This is a genomic window from Parabacteroides sp. merdae-related_45_40 (assembly GCF_001915675.1).
Window position 1 is genome coordinate 134,876 of record NZ_MNQY01000030.1, and the last position, 19,879, is coordinate 154,754.

A 19,879-nucleotide genomic window follows, 5' to 3' on the forward strand; every position below is an offset into this window, starting at 1 on the left:
TCAATTCTCAATTTTCAATTAACTGACTTATCGGGCTGTCATCCCGCAGCAAATAGCGGATTTCCTTGTAAGGGAGATGGACGTTCGTGACGCCTACCACGTATGCCGCTATCTCATATTCGTTGAAAGAATAGGTGATACCCGTCTCGTCTACGAGGAAGTTACCGTTCGGGAAGATCTCGTCCACGCTAAAGAAACCGATATTTTCCAGTTCCTTGGCGTCGGATACGTTGTTTTGCTTGGCGATCTGATCTACCAATATTCGCGCCAGATTGTCTTGATAGTTGTCCACGAATATCTCCTCCTCGGTGATCGGCTTACCGGTCTTGAGGTTCACTACATGGTTATTGTAGGAATGTGCGCCATGCGCTCCGCCCGTATAGTTCTCGAAGCTTACCGTATAGCTGATGATATCGTCTTGGTTGAAGGCGATATCATCCGACGACATCTCATAGTAAGAGAACCAAGAGCCCACCGGTGTCTCGTCGGATTTCGCCACCTCAGCCTTGTAATCCTCTTCCAGATCCTTATAAGCGGCCAGATAGTCGTCGGTATATTTCCGTACCGCCTCCTCGGGGGATAATTGCTCATAATTCTCGCCGAAATAAGAGGAGACGAACTGTCTCTGTAGATTCTTAAGAACCTCTTTATCCGAATATTTCCGGGGATAAACGAACTTGATCTCTAGATTGCAATTGGGATTATCCGGATTATCTAACAAATGGTAAGTCTTTTCCACGCTGATAGAATCAAACGTGATACTGTTTTCAGAAGCCTTCTTCGTTCCGGTATCGCAACCCGTGGCTAAGATACCTATCAAAAGAAGCGCCAACATGCTTTCGCGTAAATGCGTTCTCATCGGACTACAGATTTAATTTATTTGTACGCGAATGTACGTTATTAAATTGTATAATCAAATTGCACGATGAAGTTTAATAAGAGGACAATCTTTCCTCGGTGGTTTTCGGGTTGAGTTGTCTATTTGTCCGATACTTTCCGGGTGTTCTCTTGCGTGAGAAGAATAGTTCCCATTTTATATCACCTAGGGGCGTACCCAGCCTTATCCTTCATAAGATGCAAGGCCACCAAACTCTGTCGTTATATTAATGTCATAATACAAATACACTTTTGCGCCTGCATCAGGTTTTCTTGAGCTTGTACTTTCTTGGTCATAATAAACCTCTATTTCGGCTTGAGGATCTTCTGGTTTTTCCCCTTCATCGATAATGTCATTTTCACTACAACCAATAAAAATGACCATGAAAAATATGAATAAAGAAGTTCTCATGTTTCTGAATCAGTTTTAATTAGTTAACAACTAAAATAGGATTGCCCTAAATGTACAATTAGTTTTTATCATACCATTATAGTTTGAAGGAAATTATGGGTAATGATGATAAAATTTAACTATAGCCTATTGGCACAAGTCTACCATCAATAGGATGTGAACGCATTAAAAAGGTTAAACAATAGTGAGCTACCTATATTCTCACGAACGAGATAGCTCTTTTCTTTATTTAACTAAATAACCAAACTTTTCCTCCGAAAAGCCATGTTGTTAAATTCGATTAATTATAGGCCAAATGTATAATTATTGGAAAAATAGAGTTTTTATGGGCAGACACAAAAAAAAGCGTGAAGCTGCCGTTATATTGTTATGTGTCTTTTAGGTATCCCCATACCCTTTCAGCCATAACAAACGACAGCTCACGCCTATATTATATTTGAGATAATACAACAGCGTGAGCATGAAGTTTGTTATTCTGGCTGAGTTAAATGGGGAATTTTAAAAGACACAGAATAACACTCGATGCTCTAATACATAATATGTCGCCATGCTTTTCAGCTAACGCTATAGCCACATGACGATGCAAATATAACTATATATTTTGTAAATCAATGTTTTTATTGGCGAATTATTAACAGATATGCAAGTGCATACTACTCGTTCTTATGCTTTCTCTTTAGCTATCAGCCCATCGAAATACCTCCGCAGCAACCATGCCATGGCCTGCTGTCGCACCATCGTCAGCCGATAGTCCTCGCTGATGGGCAGGTGACCCGGTGGTCTCCAATGGGCGAAGAGGCTCATGGCGTGGCGTTTCTCCTCGGGGGGGGTCGTTGATCAATCTCCGCTCTTGCAGGGATTGGTAGACATGGGCGGGGTAGAGACGTTCCAGTGGGTAACCGGCCTTGTATTGCTGGAATACCTTGCGGAGGAAGGCAAGCTCACGCTCTTTCTTGTAGGCCGTGATATAATAGCCATTGGCATAGATGTCACAAAGCAGGGCAATATATAATGAAAAGCGTCAGATCCGTATTTGCGCTTTATTTGACGGATTTTACGGTTGCTTAGTAAATCCGTGTCGAGCGGGAAATAATCCGGCTCCTTTTTAATAGGTCGTGCCATTACTCCTTCTTTTCCGGGTATCCTTGAATCAGAAGAATTTTACAATAAGCAGAAAATGAGGTTTTGTTTGCAAGGGGTTGAAAATCAGAGTCGTAAAAAACATCGTAATGTTTGCGTTAAAACACGTACATGTTTTTCCGAAAAGTCGTACATGTTTTTGGATATTCACGTACGTGTTTTTCCGGAAATGATATTGATGTAAAATAGGAACATTAAAAAATACAATAACCTTACCTAGTGAGATTCTGTCACAAGAGATATTCCGGGCATTTTATGGTTAGATCGATTTGGCTGCGGTTCTCCTATTGGTATCCGAGGACGATGTGGATTTTGGATATTTTCTATTATCTTTGTCACTTGAAAGTGTATTATCAATTCAAAATGTAAATAATATCATGAGAAAATTATTGTTAGCCTTTTGTGCGTTCGCAACGATTTGTAGCGCCGGGGCGCAGTGGAAGCCCGCCGGAGACAAGATCAAGACGGACTGGGCTGAGAAAGTAGATCCCCGGAATGTATTGCCAGAATATCCACGCCCCGGGATGGAACGTGCGGATTGGCAGAATTTGAACGGCGAGTGGGAATACGCTATCCTTCCAAAAGGACAGGCAGAGCCGACGAGTTTCGATGGGAATATCTTGGTGCCGTTCGCCGTGGAATCCTCCTTGTCCGGCGTGCAAAAAGAAGTGGGGGAGAAGAATGAGTTGTGGTATAAACGAACCTTTACGGTGCCCTCCTCATGGAAAGGAAAAGATATCTTGTTGAACTTCGGCGCCGTGGATTGGAAAGCGGACGTGTTCGTGAATGATATCCTGATCGGTTCCCACACGGGAGGCTTTACCCCGTTTTCCTTGAATATCACTCCCTATCTGAATGGCAAAAGTACGCATAAGCTGGTGGTGCGTGTATGGGACCCGAGCGATAAAGGCTACCAACCCCGTGGAAAGCAAGTGGCCAACCCGGAGGGAATCTGGTATACGCCGGTCACCGGAATCTGGCAGACCGTATGGCTGGAGCCGGTCGCTTCCTCGCATATCACCTCTATCAAGGCGATCCCGAATATCGATAATGGCGTGATGAGCGTGACGGTCGGGGCTTGTTCCGACTCCCCGGTGTCGGACATCGTGGAGGTCAGCTTGCTCGATAAGGGGCAGGTGGTTGCTACCGCCAAGGGCGTACAAGGGACAGAATTACGCTTGGCCGTGCAAAATCCTACGTTGTGGGAACCTTCCAATCCTTATTTATATGATATGAAGGTGAGCTTGTCGAAGAATGGCAAGAAGGTGGACGAGGTGAAATCGTACACCGCCTTCCGTAAGATATCCGCCGAGCGTGACGCCAACGGCATCATGCGTATGCGCTTGAACAACAAGAACCTGTTCCAATACGGCCCGCTGGATCAAGGCTGGTGGCCCGACGGGCTTTACACGGCTCCCACGGACGAGGCGTTGCTGTATGATATCGTGAAGACGAAAGCGTGGGGCTTCAACATGATCCGCAAGCACGTGAAGGTAGAGCCGGCCCGCTGGTACTATCATTGCGATAAGGAAGGTATGCTGGTTTGGCAGGATATGCCTAGCGGCGACATGGGTAACCAATGGGCGCCTCATACGTATAACGGTGGAACCGACAAGGAGCGTACCGAGGAGTCTATCCGTAATTATTACAAGGAGTGGAAGGAGATCATGGACCTGTGCGTTTCGAATCCTTGCGTGGTAGTATGGGTTCCCTTCAACGAGGCTTGGGGCCAGTTCGATACCGAGAAGGCTGCCGAGTGGACAAAAACATACGATCCTTCCCGTCTGGTGAATCCGGCCAGTGGCGGTAATTTCCGTGCGTGCGGCGATATCTTGGATTTGCATAATTACCCGGGTCCGGCGATGTACCTGTTCGATCCGGTGCGTGTGAATGTATTGGGCGAGTATGGTGGTATCGGCTTGGCTGTGGAGAACCATTTGTGGTGGAACAAACGCAACTGGGGCTATGTACAGTTTAAGAATAGCGATGAGGTGACCGCCGAGTACGTGAAGTACGCCAAGGAGTTGAAGGCGATGGTCCCGAAGGGTTTCTCCGCCGCTGTCTACACGCAAACCACGGACGTGGAGGGCGAGGTGAACGGCCTTATGACCTACGACCGTAAAGTGATCAAGATCAACGAGGCCGAGGTGCGCAAGGCGAACCAAGAGGTGATCAAGGCCTTGTCTGAGTAGAAGGCTTAGAAAAAATAGTTATTTGACTCGATGATAGATCCGGTCCGGGCAAAGAGAGATTCTTTCCCGGATCGGATTGTTTTAGCGAAATGAATATGATTCGGAATGTGAGTTTGCGAGACGCCAAGGCGATCGTGGATATATACAATGAATATGTCGTGAATAGCGTGGCTACGTTTGAGACGGAACCTTTGCGGGTGGAGGAGATGGAGGGTCGCATAGCCGGGATCTCGGCGAGCTATCCTTATCTGGTGTACGTGGATCAGGATGAGGTCGTGGGATATTGCTATGCCCATACGTGGAAAGAAAAGGCAGCTTATAAATATACGCTTGAGACCACCGTTTATTTATCCCCGAGATACAAGGGCAAGGGGATCGGCCGACAGCTTATGGAAAGGCTGATCGAGGAATGTCGGGCAGGCGGCTACCACGCCCTGATCGCCTGCATCACTGAGGGGAATGAGGCTAGCTACTCGCTGCATGAGAAGTTGGGGTTCAGAAAAGTATCCCACTTCGAGAAAGTAGGGCTGAAATTCGGGCGGTGGCTGGACGTGGTAGATTATGAATTGATAATTAAGCCTAACGAGAGGTAACTTTCGAATCTCAATTTTCAATTCTCAATTAATATACCTATCTTCGCGATAAACAAAATGTAAAGAATGAAATACAATACAGAAGGAAAAAGATTGACTTTGCCCGAATACGGACGCAATATCCAAAATATGGTGGACTATTGCGTGACTATCCAAGACCGGGAAGAGCGCAAGCGTTGCGCCAACACGATTATCAACATCATGGGAAACATGTTCCCGCATTTGCGTGACGTAAACGACTTTAAGCATATCCTCTGGGATCATCTGGCGATCATGGCCGATTTTAAGCTCGATATAGACTATCCGTACGAGATCATCAAGAAGGAGAACCTGTATAGCCGTCCGCCTCGTATCCCGTACAACAATAACCGTATACGCTACCGCCATTACGGAAAGACCTTGGAGCTGATGATCCGCAAGGCCACGGAGCTGCAACCCGGTATGGAGAAAGACCAGCTCGTGCGGCTGCTGGCAAACCAGATGAAGAAATCGTTCCTTACTTGGAACAAGGAAAGCGTGGACGACCGTAAGATCTTCAAGGATCTGGACGAGCTGTCTAGCGGCAAGATCGTATTGAGCGAGGAGGAACACAAATTGGCCGAGAGCCGTGATATCTTGGCCCGTAATAACAGTGGCGGCAACAAAAGGAACTTTACGCGTAAAGGCAGATGAGCTCGTTCGTTATAGAAGGTGGTTATCGCTTGTCCGGCGAGATCGTTCCGCAAGGCGCCAAGAATGAGGCGTTGGAGGTGATCTGCGCGACATTGCTAACACCGGAGAAGGTGACCATACACAATGTGCCTGATATCTTGGACGTGAATAACTTAATCCAGCTCCTTAGGGATATGAGGGTCAAGGTGGAGCATCCGTCCGCCGATACCTATACCTTTCAGGCGGACGACGTGGACATGGAGTATTTGAGTACCGAGGAGTTCCTGCGCAAGAGTGGTAGCCTGCGGGGTTCCGTGATGATCGTAGGCCCGTTGGTAGCCCGCTTCGGCAGGGCGCTGATCCCGAAACCGGGTGGCGACAAGATCGGGCGACGCCGGCTGGATACGCACTTCGTGGGAATCCAGAAGCTGGGCGCTTGCTTTAGCTACGACGCCGGGCGGCAAGTATACGAGATAGAGGCACGCCAGTTGAAAGGCGCTTATATGCTGCTCGACGAGGCTTCCGTGACCGGAACGGCGAATATCTTGATGGCTGCCGTGCTGGCCGAGGGGGTGACGACGATCTATAACGCCGCCTGCGAGCCTTACCTGCAACAACTTTCCACGATGCTGAACCGCATGGGAGCGAGAATCTCAGGTGTCGGTTCTAACCTATTGACGATAGAAGGTGTACGGTCGCTTTCCGGCACGGAGCATACCATCCTCCCCGATATGATCGAGGTGGGTAGCTTTATCGGTATGGCAGCTATGACCGGATCGGAGATCACCATCAAGAATACAGGATATGATAAGCTGGGGATTATCCCGGACGCTTTTCGCCGCTTGGGTATTACCGTGGAGCAGCGAGGCGATGATATTTATATCCCCCGGCATGATTCCTACGAGATCGATACGTTTATCGATGGTTCTATCATGACCATCGCCGACGCTCCTTGGCCGGGGCTTACGCCGGACTTGCTGAGCGTATTTCTCGTCGTGGCTACGCAATCTGTGGGGAGCGTGCTGATCCACCAGAAAATGTTTGAGAGCCGTTTGTTCTTTGTGGACAAGCTAATCGATATGGGAGCCCAGATCATCCTTTGCGACCCGCACCGGGCTACGGTGATCGGGCTGGGCAACCGCTTCAAGTTACGGGGCTCTACGATGGTATCCCCGGATATTCGCGCGGGTATCGCCTTGCTGATCGCCGCTATGAGCGCCGAGGGTACCAGCACGATCCATAATATAGACCAGATCGACCGGGGATATCAAGGGATCGATAAGCGATTGAACCAGATCGGGGCACGTATCACGAGGATTTAAAGATTTTAGGCGATGATTAGAGAAGAAGAGGTTTTCAAGATCGGGCAGTTTGCCAAGCCCCATGGCATCAAGGGGGAGTTGTCGTTGGTGACGAACAGCGATGTGCTGGAAGATGCCGAGGACCCGTACATTGTTTGCGAGATGGATGGTATCTTGGTACCGTTCTTCGTGGAGGATTTCCGCTATAAGACCGATACGGTGGTCTTGGTGAAACTGGAGGACGTGAATTCCGAGGAGGATGCCCGCATGTTTGTGGGCAAGGAGGTGTTCTATCCTTTGGACGCCGTGGACGAGGAGGATCTCGTGGGGGATATGACATGGGACAGTTTTATCGGTTATACCGTGACGGACGTACAGAAAGGTTATTTAGGAGAGATAACAGACGTGGATGAGACGACAATCAACGTCCTTCTGCGTGTCGATCATAAAGGCGAGGAGCTGTTGATCCCCGCCGTGGAGGAGTTGATCACCGAGGCCGACCATGAGGCCCGTAGTCTCACGGTGTCTTTGCCGGAGGGACTTATAGAATTGATAATTGATAATTGAAGATTAGGGGTTGAAAAAGAAGAATACGAAATCGTTTTGGCACCGGATCCGGTTTAAATATAAACTTTCCTTCATCAATGAGGGGACGTTGGAGGAGGTGTGGTCTTTCCGGCTTTCGCAGTTATCGGCGTTTGTCACTTTGGCGGTGTTCGCCTTTTTCTTGATCGCCGTTACCGCCTTTATCATCATCAAGACACCGATTCGCAACTACTTGCCGGGCTATCTCGACGTGGAGGTTCGCAAGGAGATTATGCAGAATGCCTTGCGGGCGGATTCGTTGGAGCGTATGATGGAGATCCAGTCCCTTTATCTGAATAATGTGGCCGGAATCCTTTCCGGTACGATGCCCTTGGACTCGATCCGTCAGATAGATTCTTTGGCTAGCAACGATATTAACTATGAGATTCCTCGTAGCAAGGAAGAGACTCGCTTCGTGAAAGATTACGAGGAAGAGGAGAAATATAATTTATCGGTATTGACCGACCCGGGCAAGGTACCGACCGAGGGGGTCTTTTTCTATAAGCCCGTGAATGGCGTGGTCACCTCTCATTATGAGACGGATGTCCATCATTATGGCGTGGATCTGGCCGCGGCCCCGAAGGAGAGTGTCTTGGCTACGTTGGATGGTACGGTGATCTATACCGGTTTCGATCCGAACCACGGAAACGTAATTCAAATACAACATAAGAACGGATTCATCTCGGTTTATAAGCACAACGAATTGTTGCTGAAAGAGGTGGGAGACCATGTGGTAGCCGGTGAGGCGATCGCTCTGGTCGGGAATACGGGAGAGTTGTCTACCGGGCCGCACCTGCATTTCGAGTTGTGGTATAAGGGCAATCCGGTGAATCCGGAAGAATATATAGCTTTTTGATAATTCATGAAAAAAAGACAGTTAGCGATATTAGGCTCGACCGGTTCCATCGGGACCCAAGCCTTGGAGGTAGTGAGCGAGCATTCCGATCTTTTCGAGGTGTATGCCTTGACCGCGAATAACCAAGTGGACTTATTGATCAATCAGGCCCGGAAATATATGCCGGAGGTGGTGGTGATCGCCAACGAGCGGAAATATCCCGAGCTGAAAGAGGCCTTGGAAGACCTGCCGATCAAGGTATGGGCGGGTGCCGACGCTATCGCCCAGATGGTGCAGTCGGAGCCGATCGATATGGTGCTGACGGCGATGGTGGGTTATTCCGGCTTGCGACCGACGATCTCGGCGATCAAGGCGGGAAAGGCGATCGCCTTGGCGAATAAGGAAACTTTGGTCGTGGCCGGCGAGCTGATCATGAAGCTGGCCGCCGAGCATAAGGTGCCTATCTTGCCGGTGGACTCGGAACATTCGGCCATTTTTCAATGTTTAACAGGTGCGTACGATAATCCGATCGAGAAGATCTTGCTGACGGCCTCGGGAGGTCCGTTCCGTACCAAATCATTGGAGGAGCTGGCTACCGTGACGAAGGCGCAGGCCTTGAGGCATCCGAACTGGACGATGGGGGCGAAGATCACGATAGACTCGGCCTCGATGATGAACAAGGGCTTCGAGATGATCGAGGCGAAATGGTTGTTCGATGTCACGCCGGATCAGGTACAGGTGGTGGTGCACCCGCAGTCGGTGATCCACTCGATGGTGCAGTTTGAGGATGGCGCCGTGATCGCCCAGCTGGGAATTCCCGACATGAAATTGCCGATCGCCTACGCTTTCTCGTTCCCGACACGTATGAGGAGCATGGCGCCCCGTCTGGATTTCAACCAATATTCGACCTTGACGTTCGAGGAGCCGGATATGGAACGTTTCCGCAACTTGGCTTTCGCTTTCGAGGCGGCCCGCCAAGGAGGGAATATGCCCTGTATCTTGAATGCCGCCAATGAGGTGGTGGTGGCCGCTTTCCTGCAAGATCGTATCGGCTTCTTGCAAATGAGCGACGTGATTGAGCAGACCATGCGGAAAGCCTCGTTTATCGTCAATCCCTCGTATGAGGATTACGTGGCTACCGACACCGAGGCTAGGCGGTTGGCGGCCGAGTTATTTTGAAATAATTTAAAACAGAACAAACAATAGTAGATGGAAACTTTTTTGATTAAGGCGTTACAGCTTATCTTGAGCTTATCGATACTGGTGATTGTCCACGAGTTCGGGCATTTTATCTTCGCCCGGATTTTCAAGGTGCGGGTAGAGAAGTTCTACCTCTTCTTCGATCCGTGGTTCTCGCTATTCAAGTACAAGCCGAAAAACAGTGACACGGAATACGGTGTAGGCTGGCTTCCGTTGGGAGGATATTGTAAGATCTCCGGTATGATCGACGAGAGTATGGACAAGGAGGCGATGGCCCAGCCGCCCAAGCCTTACGAGTTCCGCTCCAAGCCGGCCGGACAGCGTTTGATGATTATGGTAGCGGGCGTGGTGTTCAACTTCTTGCTGGCTTTGTTTATTTATTCCATGATCTTGTTTACGTGGGGCGATACGTACTTGCCTTTGAAGAACATGAAGATGGGTATGAATTATAGCGAGACGTTCCAGAACGTCGGTTTTCAGGACGGTGATATCTTGCTGAGAGCGGACAATGAGGAGTTGGAGCGTTTCGGTAGCGACAGTTTCCGCAAGGTGGTGGAGGCGAAGACCGTGACGGTGCTCCGTGACGGGCGGGAGACCGTGATCTCCATACCGGAGGATATGATGCAACGTTGCATGCGTGACGGAAAAGGCTTCGCCGATCCTTTGCGTATCCCGATGGTTGTTCGTGAGCTTCCCGACAAGAATGCCCCGGCGGCTCTTGCCGGCATGCTGCCGAAGGATAGCGTGGTGGCTATTAACGGTGTGGCTACCCCGACGTTTTATGATGCCTCCGGGTTATTGTCAGAGAATAAGGGCGAAGAGGTGACAGTAGATTTCTACCGGAACGGCCAGTTGGAGTCGTTGACCATGAGGACGGACTCGGCCGGGAAAATTGGCGTAGCGGTGATGTTGCCTACGGATCTCTATCAGACCGTGACCCGCAAATACGGCTTTTTCGAGTCGTTCCCCGCCGGTATTAAATTAGGTATTAATACCTTGAAGGGATATGTGAACGACATGAAATATGTGTTTACGAAGGAAGGTGCCTCCAGTTTGGGCGGTTTCGGTACGATCGGCGGATTGTTCCCGTCTGTGTGGGATTGGCGGATTTTCTGGGAACGTACGGCTTTTCTATCTATCATCTTGGCGTTCATGAATATCTTGCCGATTCCGGCCTTGGATGGCGGACACGTGATGTTCTTGATCTATGAGGTAGTGGCCCGTCGCAAACCGAGCGATAAATTCCTAGAGTATGCCCAAATGGCAGGTATGTTTATCCTGTTCGCTTTATTGATCTATGCGAATGGAAATGACATCTTCCGCTTCTTCTTCAAGTAGCGTATGTCTCTACAACTAGATACAAAAAACCTCCCAGATCACTTTTCTATGTGATCCGGGAGGTTTTTTTGTATGAATAAAGTCCTCTTTCTTATTTCAGGATGTCGTTGATAGAAGCGAGGATCTTCTTGGAGTTCTCGTCTTTCGGGTCGAGTTCGACAGCCTTTGTCAAATATTCTTTCGCTTGCTTGAAGTCTTTGTCGGCTTTCGCTTTCTCGGCGTTGTATTTATCCGGCTCGGAAGTAGCGATCGGGGTAGCGGCCTGTAATATCTTCGCTCCGTTGCCATACAGCATGGCGCCAAGGCTGTAGTAAGCGTTGCTCTGGTAATCCTTGTTCGATACGGCTAGGACCTCTTTGTACATTTTCTCGGCACCGGCCAGATCTCCCTTCTTTTGGGCGGCTTGTCCTTGTTTGATGCAGTAACCGTAAAGCAACTTTTCCAGATTGGTCTTATTCTTGTTTCCATCGGGAATCACTTTTAATCCCTCTTTTACCGTAGTCAGGAATTCTTCAGTCTTGTTTAAGTTACGGTAAGCCATAGCCTCGCCTACATAAGAGTCGTCTACGTTGTAGTTCATCTTAACGGCCATGTCGAAGTATTTGGCGGCCTCGGCGTAGTTCTTCGCTTGATTAGCGGCGTATCCGCAATTGAAGATACGGGCGGTGTCTTGGTAATTGTTTTGTTTCAAGTATTCGCCGTATTTTGTTACGACGGTAGCGTAATCTTTTGCTTTCAAAGCAGCGTCACCTTCATCTCTTAATTTGTCAGCGTCTTGTGCGAATAGGTTTCCGACACATAGGCATAAAGCCACTAATAAAACAATTTTCTTCATGGTAATTATTAAATTTGATTGATTTTGTGCTCTAAGTTAAGGCGTGCGGGAAAAGAAGCCAAGATATTTTACGTTTTTTAGAAAACAATAAAAATAGAAAACATAAAAAAGGGATTGCTTACGGCAATCCCTACTGATGAAAGATTCTTTGAAACTTATGCTTTGAGTGAAGGAAAAGCCTCTGCTACGGCGGGGTAGACAATCTTTCCTTCCACGATGTTTAATCCCAGTTCTAGGCCCGGATCTTCTTCGCAGGCTTTTTCCCAACCTCTGTCGGCAAGCTTGATCACGTACGGCAGGGTAGCGTTGGTCAAGGCTAATGTGGAAGTCTGCGGGACCGCTCCCGGAATGTTGGCTACGCAGTAATGGAGGATATCGTCTATCTCATAAACCGGATTGGCGTGCGTAGTCGGGTGGGAGGTCTCGAAGCAACCGCCTTGATCGATGGCTACGTCTACCAATACGCTGCCCGGTTTTAATAACTTCAACATATCCCGGGTGATCAAGTGCGGGGCCTTGGCTCCGGGGATTAATACGGCGCCGATCACTAAATCGGTTGTGGGTAATTCCTGTTCGATCGTATGCGTGGAAGAGAACAACGTCTTCACGTTTTTCGGCATCGTCTCGGACAGATAGCGTAAGCGGGGAAGCGAGATGTCGGCGATCGTGACATCGGCGCCTAGCCCGGCGGCCATCAAGGCGGCGTTGTGGCCTACCACGCCACCGCCTAAAACCAATACCTTACCCGGTTTCACGCCCGGCACGCCACCTAGCAATACGCCTTTGCCACCTTGCGGTTTCTCAAGGAAACGAGCGCCTTCCTGTACGGACATGCGTCCGGCCACCTCACTCATAGGAATCAAAAGGGGTAACGTATGATCTGGGTTCTCCACGGTCTCGTAAGCCAGACAGATGGAGCCGCTCTTTATCATGGCAAGGGTGAGAGCCTCGTCGGATGCGAAATGGAAGTAGGTGAAGACAAGCTGTCCTTTGCGTACCAAGGGATATTCGCTGGCGATCGGTTCTTTTACTTTTACGATCATCTCGGCAATTCCATATACATCCTCAATGGACGGGAGTATCCGGGCCCCTGCCGCCACATAGGCATCATCGGCGAAACCACTGTTTATACCAGCCGTGTGTTGTACATACACGGTATGACCTCTTTTCACCAACTCTTTGGCTCCGGCGGGAGTAAGAGCTACCCTGTTCTCGTTGTTCTTGATTTCTTTTGGAATTCCAATAATCATAATGGTAGCATTTAATGGGTTTATATGCCTGCAATATACAAAAAAGAGGAACAGATTGGTATTCTGTCCCTCTTTTTTTATCTTATTTCTTGTTCCTTATAAACCTTGTCCGTGGCAGTTCTTGTATTTCTTGCCACTTCCGCAAGGACATGGATCATTGCGTCCTACTCGTTTTTCGGCACGGACCGGAGCTTGCTTCGGCTGAGGTGCCTCGGCTTGGGTATTGTTTCCGCTCAAGTCTGTTTTCTCCGTGCGGTAACGGCTCATATCCTCGTGCTTCTCCGGGGCGGCCTCTTGTACGGCGATACGTTGACGGGCTCTTTCCTCGGCGATCGCTTGGGCTGCTTGCTGGGCTACGGCCGCTTGACGGGCTTGCATGGCTTGGCGTTGCTCCTCGGTCGGCTCCTCACGTACCGGGATCTGTCCACGCATCAAGATGGCGGCTGTCTTACGGTTCATGTTGTCTACCATTGTCTTGAACAGGTTGTAAGATTCAAGTTTGTAGATCAACAATGGATCCTTGTTCTCGTAGCTAGCGTTTTGTACGGAGTGGCGCAGCTCGTCCATCTCACGTAGATGCTCTTTCCATCCCTCGTCGATCATATGCAATACGATTGATTTCTGGAAGGATTTAACGATTGCCTTACATTCCGTGTCGTAAGCCTCTTTCAGGTTACAAGATACATTATACATGCGCTTGCCGTCCGTGATAGGGATCATGATGTTCTCGTACATCGCTCCTTGATTCTCGTACACTTGCTTGATGACCGGGTGAGCGACTTGCGTCATGCGTTCCATGCGACGTTTGTAAGTCTTCAATGCCTCCTCGAACAATTTCTCTACGAGTTGCTCCGGTTTCATACTCTTGAATTCGTCTTCCGTGAACGGACTTTCCATGGCGAATGTCTTGAACAATTCTAACTTGAAGCCCTCGAAGTCCTCGGCGTGTTGATCGGCGATAGCCGTAGAAGTATCGTAAATCGTGTTCAATACGTCCAGACCGATACGCTCTCCCATCAAGGCGTGGCGACGGCGGGTGTAGATTACGTTACGTTGTGAGTTCATCACGTCGTCGTATTCCAACAGACGTTTACGGATACCGAAGTTGTTTTCCTCTACCTTCTTCTGGGCACGTTCTACGGACTTGCTCAACATATTGTGCTCCAGAACCTCGCCTTCCTTGAAACCAAGCTTATCCATCAAGCCGGCGATCTTCTCGGAAGCGAATAAACGCATCAAGTCGTCTTCCAGTGATACGAAGAATACGGATGAACCCGGGTCTCCCTGACGTCCGGCACGACCACGTAACTGACGGTCTACACGACGGCTCTCATGGCGTTCCGTACCGATGATCGCCAAACCGCCTGCGTCTTTCACGTCCTTGGACAGTTTGATATCGGTACCACGACCGGCCATGTTGGTAGCGATCGTAACCGTACTCTTTTGACCCGCCAAGGCCACGATCTCGGCCTCTTTCTGGTGCAACTTAGCGTTCAATACATTGTGCTGGATCTTACGCATCGTAAGCATACGGCTCAATAACTCGGAGATCTCTACGGATGTCGTACCCACCAATACCGGGCGGCCTGCCTCCGTCAGCTGAACGATTTCCTCGATAACAGCGTTATATTTCTCACGTTTTGTCTTGTAGATACGATCGTTCATATCGTTACGGGCGATCGGTCGGTTGGTCGGGATCACTACTACGTCCAATTTGTAGATATCCCAGAACTCGCCTGCTTCCGTCTCCGCCGTACCGGTCATACCGGATAATTTATGGTACATACGGAAGTAGTTCTGCAAGGTGATCGTGGCGAATGTTTGTGTAGCGGCCTCTACCTTTACACGTTCCTTAGCCTCGATCGCTTGGTGCAGGCCATCGGAATAACGACGTCCGTCCATGATACGACCCGTCTGCTCGTCAACGATCATAACCTTGTTGTCCATAACCACGTACTCATCATCCTTCTCGAATAAGGTGTAAGCTTTCAACAACTGGTTGATGGTATGTACACGCTCGCTCTTAACGGAATAGTTCGCCAAGATCTCGTCCTTTTGAGCTTGTTTCTCTTCCTCGGTTCCTGTCATGTTCTCCAATTGAGATAATTGGGACGTGATATCGGGAAGTACGAAGAAGGTCGGGTCGTCCGTCTTACCGGTCAATAGGTCGATACCTTTATCCGTCAATTCGATACTGTTGTTCTTCTCGTCGATCACGAAATACAACTCATCGGTCGCCTCGTGCATATGGCGCATATTCTCGGACATGAAATATTCTTCCGTCTTCAACATTTGAGCTTTTACGCCTTGCTCGCTTAAGAACTTGATCAACGCCTTGTTGCGGGGATATCCCTTGAAGGAGCGGTACAGAAGGATAGAGCCTTCCTCAACGACCTTCTGGTCGTCGCTAGCCATTTTCTTCTTGGCCTCGATCAATAATTTGGAGCAAAGGTCTTTCTGCGCGTTCACGACAACCTCCACGTTCGGGCGGAATTGCTCGAATAATTGTTCCTCGCCACGAGGGATCGGTCCGGAGATGATCAGCGGCGTACGAGCGTCATCGATCAATACGGAGTCCACCTCATCGACGATGGAGTAGTTATGCTTGCGTTGTACCAAGTCTTTCGGGCTGATCGCCATATTGTCACGCAAGTAGTCGAAACCGAACTCGTTGTTCGTACCGAACGTAATATCCGCCTCGTAAGCCTTACGGCGAGCCTCGGAGTTCGGCTGGTGCTTATCGATACAGTCTACGGAAAGTCCGTGGAACATATAAAGCGGTCCCATCCACTCGGAGTCACGTTTTGACAAGTAATCATTCACGGTTACCACGTGTACACCGTTACGTGTCAAGGCGTTCAAAAATACCGGAAGGGTAGCCACCAAGGTCTTACCTTCACCGGTCGCCATCTCGGCGATCTTACCTTTATGAAGAACGACGCCACCAAATAGCTGAACGTCGTAATGGATCATATCCCATGTGATCTCGTTTCCACCGGCTTTCCAGTGATTGGCGTAAATCGCCTTATCGTCCTCGATGCGGACAAAGTCGAAACGAGCGGCCAGATCCCGGTCGAATTGGTTAGCGGTAACTACCACTTCCTCATTCTCGGCGAAACGGCGGGCCGTATCTTTCATGATGGCGAATACCTCGGGCAAGGATTGCTCCAGTACCACTTCCATCTTGTCCGTGATGGCTTTCTCGATTTTATCTACCTCGGCCCAGATCGCCTCACGTTCTTCCAGTTCCTTATCCTCGATGCCTTTGCGAAGCTCTTCCACTTGCGCTTTCTCCTCGGCTACGTAGTCCTGGATACGTTGTTTGATCTCATCTGTTTTCGCACGCAACTCGTCGTTCGAGAGTGCCTTGATTGACGGATATACGGCCTTTACCTTATCTACGTAAGGTGTGATTTCTTTAAGGTCACGCTGCGACTTATTGCCGAACAGCTTCGTCATAAACTCATTAAATCCCATGATTCTTATGTTAATTGATAATTGATAATTGAAAATTGAAAATTGAGAGTTCAACTTCCGATTGTCAATGAGCAATCATCGTCTGTTATTACTTTGTTATTTGAATTCAGATAAAATACTTAGGGGAGAACCACCTACCTTTCCCTTCTATGATAATTTTAATTCTCAATTACCAATTTTCAATTCCCAAAGCGGTAGGCTTTGAGTAGCGTTTGGTGGCCTGATTCTTAGCACATGGGTTACCGTGGGGGCTACCTCAGTGGCCTTGACTTCGCGGTAGATATGTTGGGGTTTCAACCCGTTGCCCATAAATACCAGCGGGGTGATAACAGCATTATTGCGTATAATCTTGACTTTTTCTTTCGGATTGTCGAGGTTCACTTTCCAACCGGGTTGCAACTCGATGATCAGATCGCCCCGTCTCAGATGGTGCGTACCTTGACGGAATTTGGCGGTTCCCTCGTTCCAGTCACCTGTAAGCAAGCTTCTACCCGTAGTGACGAGTTGTACGCCACTAAATTCCTGTATGAATTCGGCGGCCTTGTTCTGTAAAGTCGTCAAATCCAGCTTGGCGTCTTCTATCGCCTTGCGGTTCAAGTAGATCTGGTTGTCGTAGTATCCTTGTACCCAGCTGGTATGTTGGCCGTAAATGGCCATCAAGTACATATTAAGCAGGGCTAGACAACGTTTCGGGTGAAACTCGCCACCGTTCACCATCAAGCCGTCCGGATAAGACTCCTCGCTTTTATAATAACCGGAACCGGTGAAGACTACCAATGTATTGGCCAAGCCCACTTTCTTGTCGATCGTATCCAGTAGCTTCTCGATATCTTGATCGAGTTGGTAATACGTATCTTGAATCTCCCGGGTGTATTCCTTGCTCATCGTACCCCGGTAATTGCCCGCGTAGTACGTGATAGACAACATATCCGGGCAACTGCGTGTACCAAACCCTCCGTACTCTAGGAACTGGAGGGCCAAACGATTGATCTCCTTATTGATGAACGGCGAGGTCTTCAGGTTCGGATAGCAGTTCGCAAACTTCTCGCTGAACGTATAGCGGAAAGGTAGATCGTCTAATACGTAAGGAAAGGCATTGTATTTCTCCATTGGAAGGGTAGGAGTCCATACCATGGTTTCCAAGCGTGACACCAAAGATTCCGGGCCGTTATTATAGCGGTCTACGTACCAAGGGATTCCCTTATAATACGTCGTGGTAGCCCATTTCCCGTTGGTGTTATCCATCCAGAAAGCTCCGTTCGCCGCATGTCCGGCGGAAAGGATGGCGCTCTCGGCATCCGGGGCGATGGAATATACGTCGCTTCTTCCTTGAGAGGCGATTTTCAACTCGTCGCCGATCGTGGAACTGAATAAATTCTTGGGCGAATAATTCTCTTTCGTGTAATTACCCAGATATTCGGGATCATTTAAGATCGAGACCTCTTTCTCTTTCTCGAAATCAAATGTCTTATCTCCGGCGATACCGCTGAAGCAAGGGTTGCTTCCGGTAAAAAGAGTCGCGAACGCGCTGGCTTGGTCTATGTCAGAGAACTCGAAGCGGATATTGTTGTACACCAACCCCTCGTTCATCAAACGCTTGAAGCCCCGTTCGCCAAATGTATTATAAAAGTATTCTATATAGTCGCCCCTTAGCTGATCCACAGTAATACATACCACCAATTTGGGGGTACGCAGCTGCGCCTCAAGGTTTGTTACCACGAGGATAGCGATAAGTGACGTTATAATTTTTCTCATCCGATTCTCCATATCTTTCTGTAAACACCCCAACCCGAACGAACCCAAATCGAGGCTACAAGCGGAATAAAGGCACTGTTTAGATGTTGCGGAATGAAATGCCATCCCAGTAACATCAGCGTAAGCGCCGCAAAGTTAATAAAATGATAGTAATATGCAGCCTTCTTCAGCTTTTTTACGCAAAACAAAATAACAGCGATCAAATCGAGCGGCTGTAACCATACCAAAGACCAGTTCGGCCACGTGCAGGGATGGACGGATATGAAGCTAAGAAAGAAGAGGATGACACCTCCGGCTCCGGCTACCGAGAAAAGGACACAATCCACCCACAGGAAGTATTTTTTTTTGCGCCATTCGATCCAAGTAAGCCCTAAAACGATTCCGAACAGAAGCCAAGCGCAGACTAAAGGGGTGAATAAATCCCAGATATCTTTTTCCGGCTCGTCGGCTTCCCCGGCTCCGATCACGTGGGTCTCGCTCACCAATGGGCGGATTGTCCCGTCCGGGCCCGTGATGGTGGCTTTAGAGAACGCTTCTTTTAGATAAGGGGGGAGGAAGAGCATCTCGTGCTGGGTGGCCTCCCGGTCGGTGGGGCTGCCTAGCGCTAGGTCGCATCCGAATGTGAGCCACGGATGGTTTCGGGTACAATAATTAATAAGATCCCGGAAGGTCTGGGATTGATAGGGATACTGATAATCGACGCTCCCGTTGATCTCCTTTTCCAAGATCGCGGCAGGGCGGGTAGCGCAATTATCGAAGAAGAAGTTATAACGATATACCCTGTTCTCCGGCCTGTAATTGATAAGCAGGGCGTCCCATATATGCTCTTTCTCTTCTTGGGTGAGGTTCAATACTTGCTCCGTAATATCGCTGCCCCGCATTTGGTACTCGATCACATAGTCTTGGAAATCGGCCACTCCCAGTTTATAATCCGTCTCTCCTTTGGCGAATCGATAGATAAAATTAGGTTTGGAGAAATCAAATATACCGTAATTGAATATATAATCTATATTTTGCTTGGGATCGTATATGCGTAGAGCGGCATGCCCGTACACGGTGAATACCTCTTCATCGTACGGTGCGCTGGTCATCAGACTGATACGGGCTTCCTCGCTCAGTTTGGGTTGCGCCATCGCCGATAGGGAAAGAATCCCCAGCAGGAATAGAAATATGCTTTTTGTCATTCTCTTCTTAATTATTTGACGCAAAGGTAGATTATTTTTCTTAAACAGTATAGATCGTTTAAGCATAACATATGGCTTTATGTCGAGAAAAGAGATAACTTTGTTTTTATTATAAAGGGAAAAGGAAACTTGGTTACGTCTTTGATTATAAGAGTGTGTCTTATGCTGATATAGGTAGACACATTCAATAACAATAAAATGTGTAATTATTATGCGCAAAAAACATGAGCATTACAGCGAAGAAGAGAAATTGCA

The 19,879-nt window shown here is 48.6% G+C and carries 15 protein-coding genes; 8 read left to right on the plus strand and 7 right to left on the minus strand.

Translation table 11 applies throughout. The features are described 5' to 3' along the window. Nucleotides 1-7: 7 nt before the first annotated feature. Together BHV83_RS01570 and BHV83_RS01575 are read right to left on the minus strand one after the other, a co-directional pair. Complete coding sequence (locus tag BHV83_RS01570; protein ID WP_005855566.1) at nt 8-859, minus strand: DUF3298 and DUF4163 domain-containing protein; 852 nt, start codon at nt 857-859, stop codon at nt 8-10. A 201-nt stretch (nt 860-1,060) separates the two neighbouring features. Further along, nucleotides 1,061-1,288, minus strand: coding sequence for a hypothetical protein (locus tag BHV83_RS01575; RefSeq protein ID WP_229033075.1), 228 nt, complete (start codon nt 1,286-1,288; stop codon nt 1,061-1,063). A 1,517-nt stretch (nt 1,289-2,805) separates the two neighbouring features. On the opposite strand from BHV83_RS01575, the gene BHV83_RS01580 reads away from it, so the two are divergent. The 8 genes from BHV83_RS01580 to rseP all read left to right on the plus strand — a co-directional run bounded on the left by BHV83_RS01580 (nt 2,806) and on the right by rseP (nt 11,123). Beyond that, nucleotides 2,806-4,620 (plus strand): glycoside hydrolase family 2 protein, encoded by a 1,815-nt coding sequence (locus tag BHV83_RS01580; protein WP_057327186.1) that lies wholly within the window; start codon nt 2,806-2,808, stop codon nt 4,618-4,620. A gap of 95 nt (nt 4,621-4,715) precedes the next feature. Further along, nucleotides 4,716-5,213, plus strand: a complete 498-nt coding sequence (locus BHV83_RS01585) for a GNAT family N-acetyltransferase (RefSeq protein WP_009276293.1) — start codon at nt 4,716-4,718, stop codon at nt 5,211-5,213. 66 nt (nt 5,214-5,279) lie between these two features. After that, nucleotides 5,280-5,885: a DUF4290 domain-containing protein gene (locus tag BHV83_RS01590; RefSeq protein WP_005855584.1), complete on the plus strand. Its 606-nt coding sequence runs from the start codon at nt 5,280-5,282 to the stop codon at nt 5,883-5,885. Further along, nucleotides 5,882-7,186: a UDP-N-acetylglucosamine 1-carboxyvinyltransferase gene (gene murA / locus BHV83_RS01595; RefSeq protein ID WP_005855586.1), complete on the plus strand. Its 1,305-nt coding sequence runs from the start codon at nt 5,882-5,884 to the stop codon at nt 7,184-7,186. Before BHV83_RS01590 ends, murA begins: the two co-directional genes overlap by 4 nt. Before the next feature lie 12 nt (nt 7,187-7,198). Beyond that, entirely contained in the window at nt 7,199-7,732 is a 534-nt protein-coding gene (rimM, locus tag BHV83_RS01600; RefSeq protein WP_005865312.1) for a ribosome maturation factor RimM, read from the plus strand. Between the two features lie 10 nt (nt 7,733-7,742). Beyond that, nucleotides 7,743-8,606 carry a M23 family metallopeptidase gene (locus BHV83_RS01605; protein WP_122378967.1) on the plus strand — a complete coding sequence of 288 codons (864 nt, stop codon included), beginning with the start codon at nt 7,743-7,745 and terminating at the stop codon, nt 8,604-8,606. Between the two features lie 6 nt (nt 8,607-8,612). Then, nucleotides 8,613-9,764: a 1-deoxy-D-xylulose-5-phosphate reductoisomerase gene (locus BHV83_RS01610; RefSeq protein WP_158532482.1), complete on the plus strand. Its 1,152-nt coding sequence runs from the start codon at nt 8,613-8,615 to the stop codon at nt 9,762-9,764. 30 nt (nt 9,765-9,794) lie between these two features. Next, nucleotides 9,795-11,123, plus strand: coding sequence for an RIP metalloprotease RseP (gene rseP, locus BHV83_RS01615; RefSeq protein ID WP_122369882.1), 1,329 nt, complete (start codon nt 9,795-9,797; stop codon nt 11,121-11,123). Between the two features lie 91 nt (nt 11,124-11,214). Here the strand turns inward: rseP and BHV83_RS01620 are convergent, their stop codons facing one another. The 5 genes from BHV83_RS01620 to BHV83_RS01640 form a co-directional block, all read right to left on the minus strand. After that, nucleotides 11,215-11,958, minus strand: coding sequence for a tetratricopeptide repeat protein (locus BHV83_RS01620; RefSeq protein WP_005855602.1), 744 nt, complete (start codon nt 11,956-11,958; stop codon nt 11,215-11,217). A 155-nt stretch (nt 11,959-12,113) separates the two neighbouring features. Continuing rightward, complete coding sequence (ald, locus tag BHV83_RS01625; RefSeq protein ID WP_005865321.1) at nt 12,114-13,208, minus strand: alanine dehydrogenase; 1,095 nt, start codon at nt 13,206-13,208, stop codon at nt 12,114-12,116. A 96-nt stretch (nt 13,209-13,304) separates the two neighbouring features. Next, nucleotides 13,305-16,685 (minus strand): preprotein translocase subunit SecA, encoded by a 3,381-nt coding sequence (gene secA, locus BHV83_RS01630; protein WP_005855607.1) that lies wholly within the window; start codon nt 16,683-16,685, stop codon nt 13,305-13,307. 165 nt (nt 16,686-16,850) lie between these two features. Beyond that, complete coding sequence (locus BHV83_RS01635) at nt 16,851-18,440, minus strand: alkaline phosphatase family protein (protein WP_286755667.1); 1,590 nt, start codon at nt 18,438-18,440, stop codon at nt 16,851-16,853. Further along, nucleotides 18,437-19,624 carry a lipoprotein N-acyltransferase Lnb domain-containing protein gene (locus BHV83_RS01640; protein WP_005855611.1) on the minus strand — a complete coding sequence of 396 codons (1,188 nt, stop codon included), beginning with the start codon at nt 19,622-19,624 and terminating at the stop codon, nt 18,437-18,439. Before BHV83_RS01640 ends, BHV83_RS01635 begins: the two co-directional genes overlap by 4 nt. Between the last annotated feature and the right edge of the window lie 255 nt (nt 19,625-19,879).